At 42.7% G+C, this 17,100-nt stretch carries 19 protein-coding genes; 6 read left to right on the forward strand and 13 right to left on the reverse strand.

The genetic code is table 11. The features are described 5' to 3' along the window. The first annotated feature begins 139 nt into the window (after window positions 1-139). The 3 genes from trxA (at window position 140) to AY605_RS01505 (ending at window position 2,748) form a co-directional block, all read left to right on the forward strand. Window positions 140-466 carry a thioredoxin gene (gene trxA / locus AY605_RS01495; protein ID WP_064094712.1) on the forward strand — a complete coding sequence of 109 codons (327 nt, stop codon included), beginning with the start codon at window positions 140-142 and terminating at the stop codon, window positions 464-466. A 324-nt stretch (window positions 467-790) separates the two neighbouring features. Continuing rightward, entirely contained in the window at window positions 791-2,059 is a 1,269-nt protein-coding gene (rho, locus tag AY605_RS01500; RefSeq protein WP_004278267.1) for a transcription termination factor Rho, read from the forward strand. 401 nt (window positions 2,060-2,460) lie between these two features. Continuing rightward, on the forward strand, window positions 2,461-2,748 hold the full coding sequence (locus AY605_RS01505; protein ID WP_064094713.1) for a hypothetical protein: 288 nt from the start codon (window positions 2,461-2,463) through the stop codon (window positions 2,746-2,748). Window positions 2,749-2,847: 99 nt separating this feature from the next. On the opposite strand, the gene AY605_RS01510 is transcribed toward AY605_RS01505, so the two are convergent. From AY605_RS01510 to pheS, 3 genes are all read right to left on the reverse strand, one after another. After that, on the reverse strand, window positions 2,848-3,144 hold the full coding sequence (locus AY605_RS01510; protein ID WP_004783565.1) for an integration host factor subunit alpha: 297 nt from the start codon (window positions 3,142-3,144) through the stop codon (window positions 2,848-2,850). Beyond that, complete coding sequence (gene pheT, locus AY605_RS01515) at window positions 3,141-5,522, reverse strand: phenylalanine--tRNA ligase subunit beta (RefSeq protein ID WP_064094714.1); 2,382 nt, start codon at window positions 5,520-5,522, stop codon at window positions 3,141-3,143. Before pheT ends, AY605_RS01510 begins: the two co-directional genes overlap by 4 nt. Before the next feature lie 134 nt (window positions 5,523-5,656). Continuing rightward, entirely contained in the window at window positions 5,657-6,637 is a 981-nt protein-coding gene (gene pheS / locus AY605_RS01520; protein WP_004278272.1) for a phenylalanine--tRNA ligase subunit alpha, read from the reverse strand. Between the two features lie 159 nt (window positions 6,638-6,796). Here pheS and AY605_RS01525 point away from each other — a divergent pair, with 159 nt between their 5' ends. Then, entirely contained in the window at window positions 6,797-7,822 is a 1,026-nt protein-coding gene (locus AY605_RS01525) for a hypothetical protein (protein WP_064094715.1), read from the forward strand. Window positions 7,823-8,172: 350 nt separating this feature from the next. On the opposite strand, the gene AY605_RS01530 is transcribed toward AY605_RS01525, so the two are convergent. The 6 genes from AY605_RS01530 to AY605_RS01555 all read right to left on the reverse strand — a co-directional run bounded on the left by AY605_RS01530 (window position 8,173) and on the right by AY605_RS01555 (window position 10,974). Continuing rightward, window positions 8,173-8,655 (reverse strand): GNAT family N-acetyltransferase, encoded by a 483-nt coding sequence (locus AY605_RS01530; RefSeq protein ID WP_064094716.1) that lies wholly within the window; start codon window positions 8,653-8,655, stop codon window positions 8,173-8,175. Window positions 8,656-8,807: 152 nt separating this feature from the next. After that, window positions 8,808-9,167, reverse strand: coding sequence for a 50S ribosomal protein L20 (rplT, locus tag AY605_RS01535; RefSeq protein ID WP_004647525.1), 360 nt, complete (start codon window positions 9,165-9,167; stop codon window positions 8,808-8,810). An 11-nt stretch (window positions 9,168-9,178) separates the two neighbouring features. After that, on the reverse strand, window positions 9,179-9,373 hold the full coding sequence (rpmI, locus tag AY605_RS01540) for a 50S ribosomal protein L35 (protein ID WP_004278281.1): 195 nt from the start codon (window positions 9,371-9,373) through the stop codon (window positions 9,179-9,181). A 185-nt stretch (window positions 9,374-9,558) separates the two neighbouring features. Next, entirely contained in the window at window positions 9,559-9,981 is a 423-nt protein-coding gene (locus AY605_RS01545) for a YqaA family protein (protein WP_004278284.1), read from the reverse strand. 7 nt (window positions 9,982-9,988) lie between these two features. Continuing rightward, window positions 9,989-10,279: a hypothetical protein gene (locus tag AY605_RS01550; RefSeq protein WP_064094717.1), complete on the reverse strand. Its 291-nt coding sequence runs from the start codon at window positions 10,277-10,279 to the stop codon at window positions 9,989-9,991. A gap of 74 nt (window positions 10,280-10,353) precedes the next feature. Further along, window positions 10,354-10,974 (reverse strand): glutathione S-transferase N-terminal domain-containing protein, encoded by a 621-nt coding sequence (locus tag AY605_RS01555; protein ID WP_064094718.1) that lies wholly within the window; start codon window positions 10,972-10,974, stop codon window positions 10,354-10,356. A gap of 281 nt (window positions 10,975-11,255) precedes the next feature. Between AY605_RS01555 and AY605_RS01560 the strand changes: the two genes are divergently transcribed. After that, complete coding sequence (locus AY605_RS01560) at window positions 11,256-11,711, forward strand: Hsp20 family protein (protein ID WP_064094719.1); 456 nt, start codon at window positions 11,256-11,258, stop codon at window positions 11,709-11,711. Between the two features lie 103 nt (window positions 11,712-11,814). Then, window positions 11,815-12,366, forward strand: coding sequence for a hypothetical protein (locus tag AY605_RS01565; protein ID WP_064094720.1), 552 nt, complete (start codon window positions 11,815-11,817; stop codon window positions 12,364-12,366). A gap of 42 nt (window positions 12,367-12,408) precedes the next feature. On the opposite strand, the gene AY605_RS01570 is transcribed toward AY605_RS01565, so the two are convergent. From AY605_RS01570 to AY605_RS01585, 4 genes are all read right to left on the reverse strand, one after another. Further along, on the reverse strand, window positions 12,409-13,095 hold the full coding sequence (locus AY605_RS01570) for an HAD hydrolase-like protein (protein WP_064094721.1): 687 nt from the start codon (window positions 13,093-13,095) through the stop codon (window positions 12,409-12,411). Window positions 13,096-13,227: 132 nt separating this feature from the next. After that, window positions 13,228-13,725, reverse strand: coding sequence for a translation initiation factor IF-3 (gene infC / locus AY605_RS01575; RefSeq protein WP_004647518.1), 498 nt, complete (start codon window positions 13,723-13,725; stop codon window positions 13,228-13,230). 59 nt (window positions 13,726-13,784) lie between these two features. Further along, window positions 13,785-15,707, reverse strand: coding sequence for a threonine--tRNA ligase (gene thrS, locus AY605_RS01580; RefSeq protein WP_064094723.1), 1,923 nt, complete (start codon window positions 15,705-15,707; stop codon window positions 13,785-13,787). A 227-nt stretch (window positions 15,708-15,934) separates the two neighbouring features. Further along, complete coding sequence (locus AY605_RS01585; RefSeq protein WP_064094724.1) at window positions 15,935-17,092, reverse strand: alanine racemase; 1,158 nt, start codon at window positions 17,090-17,092, stop codon at window positions 15,935-15,937. Between the last annotated feature and the right edge of the window lie 8 nt (window positions 17,093-17,100).

A 17,100-nucleotide genomic window follows, 5' to 3' on the forward strand; every position in this document is an offset into this window, starting at 1 on the left:
CGATCATCACTATCGTGATCATCCATTAGACAAAATAACATTAAGCATTGAAAATTTACAGATTCCCCTACATTGTTAAAGATGGCTATGTAATACTAATAATTAGTTATCTTTAAAATATTAATCTGGAGCACATTCCATGTCTGGCAACATCGTAAACACTACTGACGAAAACTTCGAAGCAGACGTTCTTCAATCAGACGTTCCTGTACTGGTCGACTTCTGGGCAGGTTGGTGTGCACCATGTAAAGCAATTGCACCTGTACTAGAAGTACTTGCTGATGAATATCAAGGCAAGGTTAAAATCGTGAAAGTTGACGTAACTTCTTGCGAACAAACTGCTGTAAATTTCAACATTCGTAACATCCCGGCTTTGCTGATGTTCAAAAATGGTGAAGTTGTTGCGACTCAAGTCGGTGCTGCACCAAAATCTAAACTGACTGCATTTATTGATGACAATATCTAAGCAGATCATTTTTTAGTAAAAAAATACGCGACTTATGCTCGCGTATTTTTTTCGGCTATAAATTGACAAAGTCAGCATTTTCTCTTATATTTGCTACTCAAGAGATAAAGGATCCTAAATCCTGCCAATTTCTTACAAGACACATTACATAAGATGCCGCTCGGCAATAGAAATTGTTTTTCACATTTTTCTTTGAAACACTCAAACAGATCTCTGAATTGTTCTTTTTCAAATTCAATGGCTTTCGTTTGAATGCTTGTATGCGGCCGAATGTTACTCCCTTTCCAACCTGTACCTCAGAACTTTGATTCTATCTGACCACCTATGAATTTAACCGAACTCAAGAAAAAACCGATTGGCGAACTCATCAAGATTGCCGAGTTTATGGGCCTTGAAGGTATGGCCCGTAACCGTAAGCAAGACATTATTTTTGCCATCTTAAAACGTCATGCAATGAATGGCGAAGAGATTTTTGGTGATGGCGTTCTAGAAATTTTGTCAGATGGTTTTGGCTTTTTACGCTCAGCCGCAGGTTCTTATTTAGCAGGCCCTGACGATATCTATGTCAGCCCTTCTCAAATTCGTCGTTTTAACCTACGCACTGGCGACACCATTACCGGCACCATTCGTCCACCAAAAGAAGGCGAACGTTATTTTGCCTTACTTAAAGTCAACCAGATTAACTACGACACTCCTGAAAACTCACGTAACAAGATTCTGTTTGAAAACCTTACGCCATTATTCCCGACTGAACAGTTGGTGATGGAATTAGGCAATGGTACCACTGAAGATTTAACCACGCGTGTGATCGACTTAGTCGCACCGATTGGTAAAGGCCAACGTTCAATTATTGTGGCTCCGCCGAAAGCCGGTAAAACCATGCTGCTGCAAAGCATTGCTCAATCGATCGTTCGCAATAATCCTGAAGTCATCCTGATCGTTCTGTTAATTGATGAACGTCCAGAAGAAGTAACCGAAATGGAACGTACGGTTCGCGGTGAAGTCGTGGCTTCTACCTTTGATGAATCACCTGCGCGCCATGTTCAGGTTGCAGAAATGGTCATTGAAAAAGCGAAACGTCTAGTTGAGCATAAAAAAGATGTGGTGATTCTGCTTGACTCAATTACCCGTCTGGCACGTGCCTATAATACCGTGATCCCTTCATCAGGTAAGGTATTAACCGGTGGTGTGGATGCACATGCCCTAGAACGTCCCAAACGTTTCTTTGGTGCGGCACGTAATATTGAAGAAGGTGGCTCTCTAACCATCATTTCTACTGCCCTGATTGAAACTGGTAGTAAAATGGATGAAGTGATCTACGAAGAATTCAAAGGTACAGGTAACCAGGAAATTACCCTTGATCGCCGTATTGCTGAAAAACGCGTCTTCCCTGCAATGAACATCAAGAAATCTGGTACTCGTCGTGAAGAGCGCCTGATGTCAGAAGATAATCTTCGTAAGGTCTGGATTCTGCGTAAGCTGCTGCATACGCAAGATGAATTGGCGGCAATGGAATTCTTGCTGGACCGTATGAAAGAAACCAAAACCAATGATGATTTCTTTGATCAGATGAAACGTAAAGCTTCAAATTAAAATTTCAAATGAAAGGTCACCTAAGCGGTGGCCTTTTTTAAGTTGACATGAATTACACAATGAAACAATCGAGCTCTATTTATGTAAACTTATTTTTAAGTTTTTGATTAATAAAATAATCAGATTAAAAATTGTATAACTTTTAAAAACTTACCAAGCCTTTCTCCAATCTAAATGTTTCATTCCATTGTTATTTTCTGTTAAAAACTTCTTACTTTTTAGCATATTTCAGTACTTTTTTAAGCCTTGCTAGTAGCATTTAAAAAGGCGCAGTGATAGCATATTTGCAGACCAGTTAGACTGCTCCTGCATTGTTAGTACCTAACATAATTAGGAATAATAAAAGCACTTAACAGACTAACTTAGGTTTTTTTTAATCTCAATTTTTAGAGAGTGATGCCATGTTATTCAAAAAAATCGCTATTGCTGCTGCAGTTGCTACTACTTTAGCTTTCGTTGGTTGTGCTAAAAAAGCTGACGACGCTGCTGCTGACGCTAACCAAGCTGCATCTGAAGCTGTAGAAGCTGCATCTGAAGCTGAAGCTGCTGCTGACGCTGCTGCTGTAGAATCTACTTCTGAAGTTGCTGCTTCTGAAACTGCTGCTGTTGCTGAAGCTGACGCTGCTGCTGCTGTTGCTGTTGACGCTGCTGCTGACGCTACTGCTGCTTCTGAAGCTGCTGCTCAATAATCTTTTAGATTATTCAGTATAAAAAAAGAGAGCCTTGGGCTCTCTTTTTTTATTTTAAATACTGAAATTTAAAAAATAGCAGAATTTAAAAAAAGCAGATCAGTTGATCTGCTCATTTCCCACACGTTGACGAAACTTCTGTCCCGCACGGAAGGTCACTACACGGCGTGCAGAAATCGGAATCTCTTCACCCGTTTTCGGGTTACGGCCTGGACGTTGACGCTTGTCACGCAACTCAAAATTACCAAAACCCGAAAGTTTTACTTGCTCGCCTGAGATTAGCGCCTGGCTAATCTCATCGAAGAACAACTCAACCATTTGTTTTGCTTCACGACGGTTTAAACTCGTGAGCTCACTTAAATGATCAGCCATTTCTGCTTTAGTTAGTGCTGTCATGAAGCCCTCAATGTCGCTTGGTAAGTGTTTTCTAACACTTGAAGGATATTATCCATACCTGATTTAATTTCAGCATCTTCCAGTGTACGGCTTGGATGCTGCCAGAGAAGTGCAAATGCCAGTGAGCGTTTCCCTTCTTCTACTCCTTGTCCAGTGTACACATCGAACAACCAAGTTGAGTCTAAAAGCTCTCCGCCTGTTTTTTCGATAAGTCCCTGAATTTCGCTAACATTAATCTTATCATTAATTAAAAGAGCAATATCACGTCGAACCGATGGAAAACGTGATAATTCTGTAAAATTAGATACATAAGTTTGCAAAACAGCCGCTTGATCCAATTCTGCTACCCATGTGGTTGCCAGATCAAGCTCGTCTTCAAGTGAGGGATGTAAACGACCCAAGTAACCAATTGATTGACCATTCACGAGAATCTCTGCGGATTGTCCTGGATGCAACCAGCTACGCTCTGAACGTATATATTCCACTTTGACACGACCAGCAGCCAGAATTTCCTCTATATCGCCCTTAAAGTCAAAGAAGTCCATTGGCTGTGCCTTGCCATGCCAAGACTCAGGGGTACGTGCACCCGTTGCAATCAGGGCAAAGGTTGGAATCTGTTTTAAATCATGAATACTGTTCGCTTCTTGATAGTCAAAACGCAGACCTAGCTCGAAGAAACGTACCCGACTTTGCTGACGATTGATATTGTATTGAACACAAGGAATCAGGCTAGAGAGCAAGGTTGAACGCATTACCGCTAAATCACTTGAAATTGGATTCGCTAATGCTAAAGGTTTCACATGAGAATTAAGTTGCTTTTCAAGTTTTAGGTCTGCAAAACTAAAACTGATTGCCTCTTGGTAACCCAAAGTTACCGCGGTTTGACGAAGTTGGCCCAATTCGAATTGATCTTGATATTTGGCCAGCTTCACATCAATCACAGGCAAACTGATTTGAATATTGTCATAACCATGAATACGAGCCACTTCTTCAATCAAGTCTTGGTAAATCACCATATCATAACGATGTGATGGCGGCACTACAGACCACTCACCTTCTGCTTTTACTGTGACTTCACACCCTAAACGGGTTAAAGCATCAGTAATGAACGCTGAGTCAACACTATAACCTAGCAGTTGATCCACTTGGGCTTGATTCAACTCAATTGCATCGCGTGTTGGCAATAGGGCTGCATTTTCTGCAACCGTAATTGGCCCGAACTCACCGCCGGCAAGTTCCGCAATCAATTGTGATGCGCGGTGCATAGCGATCAATGGCAATTCAAAATCGACACCACGTTCATAACGCTGAGAAGCATCGGTATGCAAGCCAAAGCTACGTGCACGACCGGCAATATGCAGTGGCGCGAAGAATGCAGATTCTAGGAAAATTTCAGTGGTTGCATCGCTGACTGCTGAAGACAAGCCGCCCATAATACCGGCAATGGCCAATGCTTTTTCATCATCTGCAATCACCATCACTTTTTCGTTAAGTTCAACTTCTTGTTCATTGAGCAAAACTAACTTTTCAGCTTCCGTCGCTTGACGTACATGTACCGCACCTTTCACTTTACCGCCATCAAATGCGTGTAGCGGTTGACCCAGCTCCATCAGCACATAGTTGGTAATATCGACCAGAATGCTGTGCTGACGGATACCTGAACGCGCCAATGCACGCTCCATCCATTCAGGGGTTGGCGCTTTGGTATTTACGTTCTTGATCACACGACCCAAGTAGCGTGGGCAGCCTTCAGTCGACACAACGACTTTCTTTTCGTCGCTAATAGTCGCAGCTACTTCTTTAATTTCAGGGGCAGTCACTGGCAATTGGTTGATCACCCCAATTTCACGTGCGATCCCGCGAATACTGAAGCAGTCCCCACGGTTCGGCGTAATGCTGATGTCAATCACGTTGTCATCAAGATCCAGATATTCACGGATATTGACGCCAACCGGTGCATCTGCAGGCAGCTCTAAAAGACCATCGATTTTATCTTCCAAATCGATTTCTGAAGCGCCGCACAGCATACCTTGTGACTCGATACCACGTAGCTTGCCTTTCTTGATTTTGAAATCGCCTGGAAGTACTGCACCAATGGTCGCAACTGGCGCTTTCATGCCGGCACGTACGTTTGGCGCACCACATACAATTTGCAGTGGCTCACCTGAACCGATATTGACAGTAGTCACACGTAAACGGTCAGCATCTGGATGCTGTTCTACTGTCAGGACTTCACCAACCACTACACCAGTAAATGCTTTTGCTGCAGGTGCAAGCTCATCCACTTCCAGACCCAACATGGTCAATTGATCAGAAAGTTTTTCGCTATCGATGGCTGGGTTGACCCATGTGCGTAGCCAATTTTCGCTAATTTTCATTGATATAAAACCTGTAATTCAAATCTCTAGAATCCCCTCTAACTCCCACTTTCTTCCAAAGAGGGAGAGCCCTATGTCATATCTAGACACCCGTCTCCTTTTAGGAGAGGTTAGGGAGAGGTATAAATTTGTTTTTAAGCAAACTGGCGTAAGAAACGCACATCGTTTTGGAAGAACATACGTAAGTCATTCACGCCATAACGCAGCATTGCAAAACGTTCAACACCCAGACCAAAAGCAAAGCCTTTGTATTTTTCAGGATCAATGCCTGCAGCTTGCAGCACATTCGGATGCACCATACCGCAGCCCAGTACTTCCAGCCAGCGACCCCGTTCATCCATAATATCCACTTCCGCACTTGGCTCGGTGAACGGGAAATAAGATGGACGGAAACGTACTTTCAAATCTTTTTCGAAGAATTCGTTCAGCAGGTTAATCAGCAAACCTTTCAGTTCCGCGAAGCTGGTATTTTCAGCCACGTATAAACCTTCGATCTGATGGAACATCGGCGAGTGGGTTTGATCCGAATCACAACGGTAAACACGGCCTGGACACACGATCTGGATTGGTGGCTGCTGGGTTTCCATGGTACGAATCTGCACACCAGACGTATGCGTACGCAGCAAATGGTTCACATCAAAATAGAAAGTATCATGCATAGCACGCGCTGGGTGATGACCTGGAATGTTCAGTGCTTCAAAGTTGTGATAGTCATCTTCAACTTCAGGACCTGTTGCAACCGTAAAACCTGCCTTGGTAAAGAACTGGCAAATACGCTCTTGCACTTGGGTCACTGGATGGATACTGCCCACCTGCTGACCACGACCTGGTAAAGTAATATCAATGGTTTCGCTTGCCAGTTTTTGTTCTAAGGCAGCTTTATGCAGTTCTGCCTGACGTGATGTCAATGCAGCGGTAATGGTTTCACGTACAGCATGGATTTGTGCGCCGAAGACTTTACGTTCTTCAGGATCCATTTTACCAAGCGACTTAGATTGTTCCGCGAGCTGGCTTTTTTTCCCCGTAAATTGCACTCGTACTTGATCAAGTGCAGCAAGGTCTTGAGCTGCTGCAATCGCAGCGAGCGCTTCAGTGGTCAGGGCTTCCAGTGACATAGTAACTCTCAAAGCAACAGGTTAAAAAATATTTTAAAAACCCCACATTCTAACAGTTTTTAGACACTTTGATGAAGATGCGTTTTAAGGAAAATTAGATTGGCATGATTAAATATAAAAAGTATAAGATAAACACAATATCAATCAGATCAAATCACTATGGCACTCGATCAAATTTGGAAACAGCAACTGACCCTGGTCACTTATGGCAATGAATATTTGTCTCAGGGCCTGAGTTTCAATCGTTGGATTCAACATGCCATTTTTAATCAGCATCAGTTTGCCTTTCGGGATCTGATGTCACAACACCTGCTGGCTCAGCATTTTCAGATCTGGCTGGAAGGCCTGAAAAAACAAGGCGTACGCCGACTGAGCTTGCATCGCTCTGATTTACTGATTGATGAAAAAAATCCGAATGCCAATGTCGAGCTATTACCACTGGCGCATTTTATTGTCAGTCATGGTGCCAAAACCAAAACAGCCTGGATCATCGGCAAGGAACTGCCTGAATGGTACAGCGCAGACAATGATTACGAAGCTCCTAAATCACAGCAGTCCCCTTTACGCCATGAAACTTTCTGGTGTTATGAGTTAAATCCTAAACTGGCCAAGCGCATTGATGTCGATCTGGAAGCCCCAAACTGGGATGATATCCAGGCTTATACCGATCATGAACTGTTTGAAAGTAGCCTTGCCCAAGATTTTACCGAACCAGCGTATACCAATTTGCCCTATTACGGCACCATGCCTGCCATTCAGGCCGATAACGAAAGTCATTTGGCCTTAATTCCCACTGACTATTCAGCGGATTATGCTCACCAGACTTTGTACCGCCTAGATGCCTTAAATGACTTTATTCAAACGAAAATCCAGCATCCCTATCGTGCAGATGGCGAAGTACTCAGCCCGGAGCAGCAACTTAACCTGCGACATTTTTCGCAAAAAATTGATGATTTAAGTGCTAAATTCATCAGCAAAGTCGCCAACCACTATAAAACGGCACAGCTAACACCTAAAGTTGCGCCTGATCCATTTGTGGGTATGAGTACCGAAGACCGCTCACCAAAAATTTCTAAAGCAGAAAAACCTCAGGACCCAGGAAAATCCAGTTCGTCTGCAAATGTGCTGACCTTAATTGTGATTACCGTGATTATCTGTCTGATTGGCTACTATTTCGGCCTTTAACATTTTGCCAGAAAAGCTTACATCCCGGGCAGAATTCAATAGAGACGTTGATACTCAGGAGCAGACATCAGCTTGAAATAATGCTGAAGATTTTGTGATAGGTTTTGATTATCCAACCTATGATGGAATTAAGGTCAAGCAGCTGTCTGAAAATTGCAGCATTGTCGGAATGAGACCAAAGCTGTTATTTATGCTGATCGCCCGGAAATGCCCTTTTGATTGACTGGTGGAGATATTGAGATAAAAGGATAAATCAGCCCTACAGTGCAAGGGCTGATTTATTTCCCATCGTCTTTTTCCAGGGTTTAGATTTTTCTACGTTGAGCCAGCTTGCCCAGAGTCTTCAAAAATTAAATGTCCCACTGATAATATAAATCTTTAAGATTCTCACCCAGATCACTGGCATCTCCTTCACTGACAAAATAGGCGCCGGTCTTTTCATAAAAATAACGACTGGAATTCAGGTTCAATACGCTACATTGCATATGCTGGTAGGATTTTTCTCGACTTAAACCCAGACCCAATTGAACCAAATCACGTCCAATGCCGCGACCTTGAATATTTTGAAGCAAATAAAGTGCTCTCAATTCACTAATTGGTGCATCCACCGGAAAATTGAAAGCAGCAAAGCCCAGCACCTGAGCATTTTCTTCATAGACAAATACCCGTCGATTCGCCCCTTCAAGAACAGAACGCCACAAGGCGGCTCTTTGCTCTACACATAATGCATCTAAAATTTCTTGTTTGATGATGTTTTTATAGCTTTCACGCCAGCTTTGTACGTGCACTTGAGCAATCGGCAGGACATCCTGTTGAGTGGCAAGTCGAATCATTATTTTTAAGCCTTATTTTTGATTATGCAATTTAACAATGACTAAAAAATATAGGATTTACAATACTGATTTTTAAATAATATTTAAAATGACTACTTTTATTTAAGCATAAAAAAGACCGCTAAAAGCGGTCTTTTTCAAGTCATAAAGACTTATGCAGCCAATGCATCTTTAGCTTTAGAAGCTAAAGCAGCAAACGCAACTGCGTCATGCATAGCGATGTCAGCAAGTACGCGACGGTCGATAATCACTTGAGCTTTTTTCAAGCCAGCGATCATACGGCTGTACGACAAACCATTTTGACGAGCACCAGCGTTGATACGTGCAATCCACAAAGCGCGGAATTGACGTTTCTTCTGACGACGGTCACGGTAAGCATATTGACCAGCTTTGATTACCGCCTGGAACGCTACGCGGTAAACGCGTGAACGAGCACCATAGTAACCTTTAGCGCGAGCAAGAATTTTTTTGTGACGGCGATGAGCCTGTACACCACGTTTTACACGAGCCATTTATAATCTCCTTAGATGTACGGGCACATACGACGAACTGAAGCAACGTCACTTACGTGAACCATTACACAGCCGCGCAATTGACGAATACGCTTAGCAGATTTTTTGGTCAAAATGTGGCGTTTGAACGCTTGTTTACGCTTAAAACCGTTAGCAGTCGCTTTAAAGCGTTTAGCTGCACCACGGCGAGTTTTCATCTTAGGCATAACAACCTCTTTTGAACACCTGTTCGGCTCGTTTGCACCATTACAAAACGACCTGCAGGTAAGGGAGCGAGTATTCTAAAGCATCTTTGTTTAAAACAAAAGCATCTTCACCCAATAAGCGAATTTAAAGAATGATTTCGCTCTGAAATAATATCCAAGACTGAATCAAGAAAATAGCTTCAGACTTAGAACAAGGCAAAGGCCGCATAGACAAACAGATAACGTCCAATTTTAGCGATGCTGACCATCAGCAGAAAACGGGCGAAGTTTTCTTTTAATAGTCCCGCAATCAGGGTAATCGGATCACCAATGATAGGCACCCAGCTCAGCAGTAAAGACCAGTAACCATATTTCTGATAGGTCGTTTGCGCCTTGAGCATCTTGTCTGCCGAAACCGGAAACCACTTTTTATTCTTATAATGTTCAATCTTGAGGCCCAGATACCAGTTCACACACGACCCCAGAATATTCCCCAGACTGGCCACCGCAATTAACAGCACTGCATGCTGCTTGTTCTGCACTAAAAGCCCCAGCAAAACAGCTTCAGACTGTAAAGGCAATAAGGTCGCTGCACCAAAGGCCGACAGAAATAGCAGCAACAGACTCATACAGCTATTAACGGCTCAAACCCAACTTTTTCTTGGCTTTGCTGTATTCCCAACTCGACCAAATTACTGCTGCTACCATGACAATAATCCGCCCCCCTTTATACTGCTGAGTAATGGGTTCAATCGCTGCACGGAGAATTTGCTGATCTTTGGTATTCAAGGCTGCAATCACCTGATCAATATGCACAATTTCAGCAATATAAAGCACCAAACATGCAGCAATTCCAAAGAGGATACTCCAGTAAATTCGGGTATTGCTTTCAATAATCTTGGTAAAGTTCAGAAGAAAATCGTTCATATATCCATCCAATAAAAAACCACCGTAAGGGTGGCTTTATTTGCTTAAGACTATTTTAGCATAAAGGCTACAGCTTAACTGACCTGTATCGCCAGCGCTTTCTGAACTGCAGGACGTGCATTCAAGCGATCAATATATTTGGAAACCTCAGGATAATCTTCCAGGTTGATCTGCTGCCAGTCATATCGCAATAACCACGGAAATATCGCCATATCGGCAATCGAGTATTCGCCAGCCACATACTCCTGCCCGACCAGCTGTTTATTCAGCACACCATACAGACGTTTGCTTTCATTGACATAACGATCTGTTGCATAAGCAATCCGCTCAGGCGCAAAACGGCTAAAGTGATGATTTTGTCCGAGCATTGGTCCCAGACCGCCCATTTGCCACATCAGCCATTGTTCCACCTGAACACGCTTTACTTCATCAACTGGATAAAACAAACCTGTTTTTCGACCCAGATACTGCAAGATCGCGCCTGACTCAAAGATTGAAATGGGCTGACCATTCGGCCCATTCTGATCAACGATTGCCGGGATTTTATTGTTGGGAGAAATAGCCAGAAAATCGGACTGGAACTGGTCATTTTCTAGAATATTGATGGGAATAATTTGATATTCCAGCCCCATTTCTTCCAGGGCTATACTGATTTTGTGGCCATTCGGGGTGCCCCAGTAATATAAATCGATCATTTTCTTTTAATACTCCCTGCACTTGTCACGTGCGATGATGTCTCCAACATAGAGGATTTAGAAGGAAACAACAAGCCTGGAGATAAAAATTATTTTATAATAAAAATCAACATATTATTGAAATTTTATATTTTTATATTGGATATCTTGAAAATTTCAGCCACATACACATATTTATTTCTGCATAAGAATTAAGTCAGTCTTCTGCACTGTCGATGTCTGACATGACAGATCTTATTTTCTTGTTTTTATAACTTTGCTTAAGTGAGAAGGTTCTAATCATGAGTAACTTAAATCTTCATCCCTTGTTTCGTCGTAGTATTGGTTTTGATCGCTTGAATGACTTTATTGATTATGCCACGCAAAGCGATACACCGAATTATCCGCCGTATAATATCGAAAAGCATGGGGAGAATAATTACCGCATCGTGATGGCAACTGCGGGTTTTCGTCAGGAAGAACTCGACATTCGTCTGGAAAACAAGTTGCTGACCATCTTGGGGCAACCTGAAAATCAGGACAATAACGCTATCGAATTCCTGCACAAAGGAATTGTACGACGCGCGTTTAAATTGTCTTTACGCCTGGATGAGTATATTGAGGTACAACAGGCAGATTATGAAAATGGATTGCTGATCATTGACTTGCAGCGCATTATTCCAGAAGAGAAATTACCTCGACAAATTCCGATCGGCAAGAAACTGCTCATTGAAAATAGTGAAAAATCAGTGGAATAAGCTTGATTAGGCTAAAAAGCAAGGTCCGAAAGGGCCTTTCTTTTTGGCTACGGATTACCTAAGCTCATTGAGGCAATACGCTTTCTGATCATTAAAATAAGCCATGAATGCGCCAGAAAATATCCTGTTTCATCAAGCCAGCCCGATCATACGCGCAACTGGATATCTGCTACTGTGCTGTCCGGTTGGAATATTCGGCATTTTCTATTTGAGCAGTATGGGTAGCAATTCCAGTTTTCTTCAAGGGCTGCTATTTTTATGGCAGGAGGCTCCTGGCTTTTATATTTATATTGGTGGCTTTCTTGGTCTTGCCGTATTTATGCTTGGAACTAAATTAAAAATTACCTCACACGCCATTTATTATACTTTGGCAGGTTTCCGAATCAGCCTGTGCTTAAAACGGCACTCGGTACAGTATAGTTTTCTGAATCCACGCTATGATTCTCTCAAAGCACATCTCAAACGCTGGCTCTATAACATGCCAGCGCATGTCATCAGTCAACGCGATGGCACTTTGGATTTTAAATTGCACCACCCCGGTCGGATAAATCAATTTTGTCTTGGATTTTTCCGGATTCAACTGTCGATGTTTTCTCGTCAGCAGGCTCAACAGATTATGCAGGCCATACAAAGTGCCTGGAATTTCAGAGCATAAAAAAGCCATCAACTGAATACTTTTTTATACCGGGTGAACAGGTTATAGTAATAAACACGCTGTCAATTCATCCACTGTTTGACACAAATAGGTTGGTTTGGCCTCTGCCAATGCATGTGCATGGTTAAATCCCCATGTCACCGCTGTCACAGGCATACCCAAGGCTTGTGCGGAATGAATATCTGAAATTTGGTCACCAATATAAATGGCGCGTTGTGGAGAACAATGGGTATGGCGTAATACCTTTCTAATTTGTCGCTGTTTACCATAAATTGAGGCATTTGGCATAATCCAGTCGAACAGAGCAAGACGCTGTTGGCCAAGACTGGCATGACAGTTCTCCAGCGAATTGGAGGTCACGACCGCCAAGCATATACCAGCTTGCTTTAACTGTTGCAGCAATTGATCTATTCCGTCGAACACAACAGGTTGCGGGCTGTGCTGTATACTCCGTTTACAATCCAAGGCTAAACGAATCGCGCTTAAACGTGACAAACCCAACTCTCTACGAATGGTACGCGGTGGAAAAGATCTTAAATATTCAATGCGCTCAGCATTCAACTCAGCATATTGGTACTTGCTAGCATGCCGGTTTAATAAACCAATGAAGAGCGGGAAAGAATCGACCAAAGTACCATCCACATCAAAAATCACCACTTGATAGGGCAAGTGATGCTGATAATCTATCATCGAATCATTTTTAAAAAACTCTTTAACCCACTGCATCATAAAAAAATTATTAAATAATAAACGAATCAGGCTATAACAATTTTAATCTATCTGATTGTTTTATACTCTACATTTTCTGATTTTAATAAAAAAAGCCCTGCTGATGCAGGGCTTTTTTCGCTTAATGAGAGCTTACTTTTTCTTTTTAGGACCAAGCAGCATACCCATTTGACGGCCTTCCATTTTCGGCATCTGTTCAACAGTACCGAATTCAGCCACGTCAGCTTCAATTTTTTGCAATTGAGCTAGACCCAACTGTTGGTGCGCCATCTCACGACCACGGAAACGAAGCGTGATTTTCACCTTATTACCTTCTTCAAGGAACTTGATGATTGCACGTAATTTTACGTTGTAATCACCAACATCAGTACCCGGGCGTAGCTTGATTTCTTTCACCTGGACTTGATGTTGTTTTTTCTTCGCTTCTTTCTGCTTTTGCTTAAGATCAAACAAATGCTTGTTGAAGTCCATGATCTTACATACAGGTGGCTCAGCATTTGCTACGATCTCTACAAGATCAAGTTCAACACTTTCTGCTGCACGTAGGGCTTCAGCTAAGCTTACAATCCCTTTTTGCTCACCATTTTCGTCTACAAGACGGACTTCTTTCGCACGAATTTCATCATTCAAGGCAGGACGGTTTGATTTGTTACCGCCCTGTTGATTACGGTCAGGCTGTTTAATCGCTGTTACTCCACAATGTACCGGCCGCGTTCGGCTACGGCTGTTTTTACTAGGTCAACGAAAGCATCGATTGACATAGTACCCAAATTTTTTCCTGAGCGGGTACGTACGTTTACTGTACCTTCCTCTACTTCACGATCCCCAAGTACCAGTAAGTATGGAATACGCTCTAATGTACGTTCACGAATCTTAAAGCCGATTTTCTCATTTCTCAAGTCAGAAATTGCACGGATACCGTTTTCTTTAAGTTTTGCGACGACTGACTCACAGGCTTCTGCTTGTGAATCGGTAATATTCATTACACAGGCTTGCACTGGTGCCAACCAAGGTGGCATGAAGCCCGCATAGTGTTCAATCAGTATACCAATAAAACGCTCGAAACTACCAAGAATTGCACGGTGCAACATCACAGGTTGGTCACGATCGTTGTCTTCAGTTACATAAGATGCATCCAGACGTTCTGGCAAGTTGAAGTCACACTGAATGGTACCACACTGCCAGACACGGCCTAAGCAGTCTTTTAATGAGAATTCGATCTTCGGACCATAAAATGCACCTTCACCCGGTTGAAGCTCCCACTCAAGACCTGCTGCATCTAAAGCATCAGCCAAAGATTTTTCAGCCATATCCCAAAGCGCATCATCACCTACACGTTTTTCAGGACGTGTCGACAACTTCATTTGTACTTCTTCGAAGCCAAAATCTTTGTATACGTCTAGTGTCAATTTGATAAAGTCTGCAACTTCAGAACCAATCTGTTCCTTGGTACAGAAGATATGCGCATCATCTTGAGTAAAGCCACGAACACGCATAATGCCGTGTAATGAACCCGATGGCTCGTTACGGTGACATGAACCGAACTCTGCCAAACGAATTGGAAGATCACGATAAGATTTCAAACCCTGGTTGAACACCTGCACGTGACATGGGCAGTTCATTGGTTTCACCGCATAGTTACGGCTTTCTGAATGCGTGGTGAACATGTTGTCTGCATAGTTCGCCGCATGGCCTGATTTTTCCCACAAGCTAAAGTCTACGATTTGTGGTGTTTTAATCTCTAGGTAGCCATTGTCCTGCTGCACTTTACGCATGTACTGTTCAAGGACTTGGTAAATCGTCCAACCATTTGGATGCCAGAACACCATACCCGGTGCTTCTTCCTGCATGTGGAACAGGTCAAGCGCTTTACCGATTTTACGGTGATCGCGTTTTTCTGCTTCTTCAATACGCTTGATATAAGCTGCAAGCTGTTTCTTGTCTGCCCAAGCTGTACCGTAGATACGCTGTAACTGCTCGTTCTTCGCATCACCGCGCCAGTACGCACCTGACATCTTGGTGAGTTTGAACGATTTCAAGAATTTGGTGTTTGGCACGTGTGGACCACGGCACATATCTACATATTCCTGATGATAGTAAAGACCCATCTGGGTCTCGTCTGGCATATCTTCAATCAGACGTAATTTATAATCTTCGCCGCGCTCGGTGAACACTTTGATCACTTCATCACGTGGCGTCATTTTTTTGATGACATCGTAGTCCTGATCGATGAGCTTTTTCATGCGCTCTTCAATCGCAGCCATATCATCTGGGGTAAATGGTTTTGCATTAAAAATGTCGTAATAGAAACCATCTTCAATGACAGGACCAATCACCATCTTCGCTTCTGGGAACAGCTGTTTAACCGCATGACCCACCAAGTGCGCACATGAGTGACGAATAATTTCGACGCCTTCATCATCTTTAGGCGTGATAATCTGTAAAGTTGCGTCTTCGGTAATTAAATCGCATGCATCAACCAGACGGCCGTTAACGCGTCCAGCGACTGTATTTTTTGCAAGACCAGGACCGATGCTTTGAGCAACTTCCATCACAGATACGGCATGATCAAACTGTTTTTGATCGCCATTTGGCAAAGTGATAATTGGCATAAGAAAATCCTTAAGGAGTGATGCCCCGTACCATGGAGCATATCACCGCGAGATTATGATCGAGGGAAAACCTCAAAAGATAAAAACGGTGGATAAATAAAAATCGATTCGAATTTTACACGGCTTGGCCGCATGATTAAACCTTTTCCCCAATAAAAATAAGATTTATCACCAAAACCATATCTGATTTAAAAAAACTTAAGCTCATTTTTTAGTTCAGAATTTTATTATTCCCGAAAAGTGTCCCATGCCATAAATTTTCTCTTGCTGTAGCTATAAAGCTGGGCAAATTGCGGAATGACAGCTTCACTTTGTGTCGGTCTCAAAAAGACATAATCATCCACTTGTAGCCCGCAGTATTTAGGCACCAAAACCATTTCCTGATTACTGCTGCGACCATACAACATATGCGGTCGACTTTTTTCAGGATAACAGTAACTTGTCTGCCAATAACCGCCATAAATAAATAATGCTTTATACGGATGTGGCAGATAATCAAGTACTTCGAGACCGGGAAGCTGACTATAAGGCAATACTTTTAGAATTGGCGCAGCAATCCATAAAGCGCAGTTCAAGGTAGAGAGATGATCCAGATCAAAATCACTGGGTTTGAGCAGCATGGAACCAAAAGACAGATCATTGCAGACACTTTGCTGGCAATGCTGCATAAAAGTAGCGCTTCCCCCACCATTCAAACACAGACCTTCATGCCATAAATAAGGGAATTGCTGCTGCAAAATAGTTTTATAGTGCTGATAAATCTGCTGCGATCGCCGATAGCTTTTTTCAGGACATTTCAGTATTTTTGGCAGTTTTGCCACATGCGCATCATAACCCATCAAGCCAGACAGTTTCAGGTATGAGGAATATTGCTGAATCAGTTTAAGTAAGCCGACAAACTGTGCCTGACTGCTTACACCTCCGCGATGCAGGCCCACATCAATTTCAATATTGACATTCAGGCAAAGATTCAGGTTCTGCGCGAGTTGCAGATATTGCTTCAGACGCTCTATATCATCAATCAGCCACTGGATATTTGCTTTATTCTGACTAGAGGATTTTTGGTAAAAATGTTTTAGCGCCTGAACCGGCATGGGTTTTCCCAGCAAAATATCGGCCTGTTGAAATGTCCCTATAATCTCCAGCAGATGGGGCAAATGAAAGACCATAAAGCGCCGGGTATTCAGTTTCTCACTGGCCAGTTGAAGTAACGGGGGACTCGCCAAGGATTTTACTACCAGACGTGGTTTTAACTGCGCAGGTAATCTTGATTGTACCAGACCCAGATTATGCTGATATTGGGTCAAATCCAGAATCAGTTGCGGTGTACCAGTCCCCTGCTGTTTTAAGTCCTGCGTCAGTTGCTGAAAATACTCTGTTTGCATCACCCAAG

It is taken from the genome of Acinetobacter sp. SFD (assembly GCF_001647575.1).
Classification (GTDB): Bacteria; Pseudomonadota; Gammaproteobacteria; order Pseudomonadales; family Moraxellaceae; genus Acinetobacter; species Acinetobacter pecorum.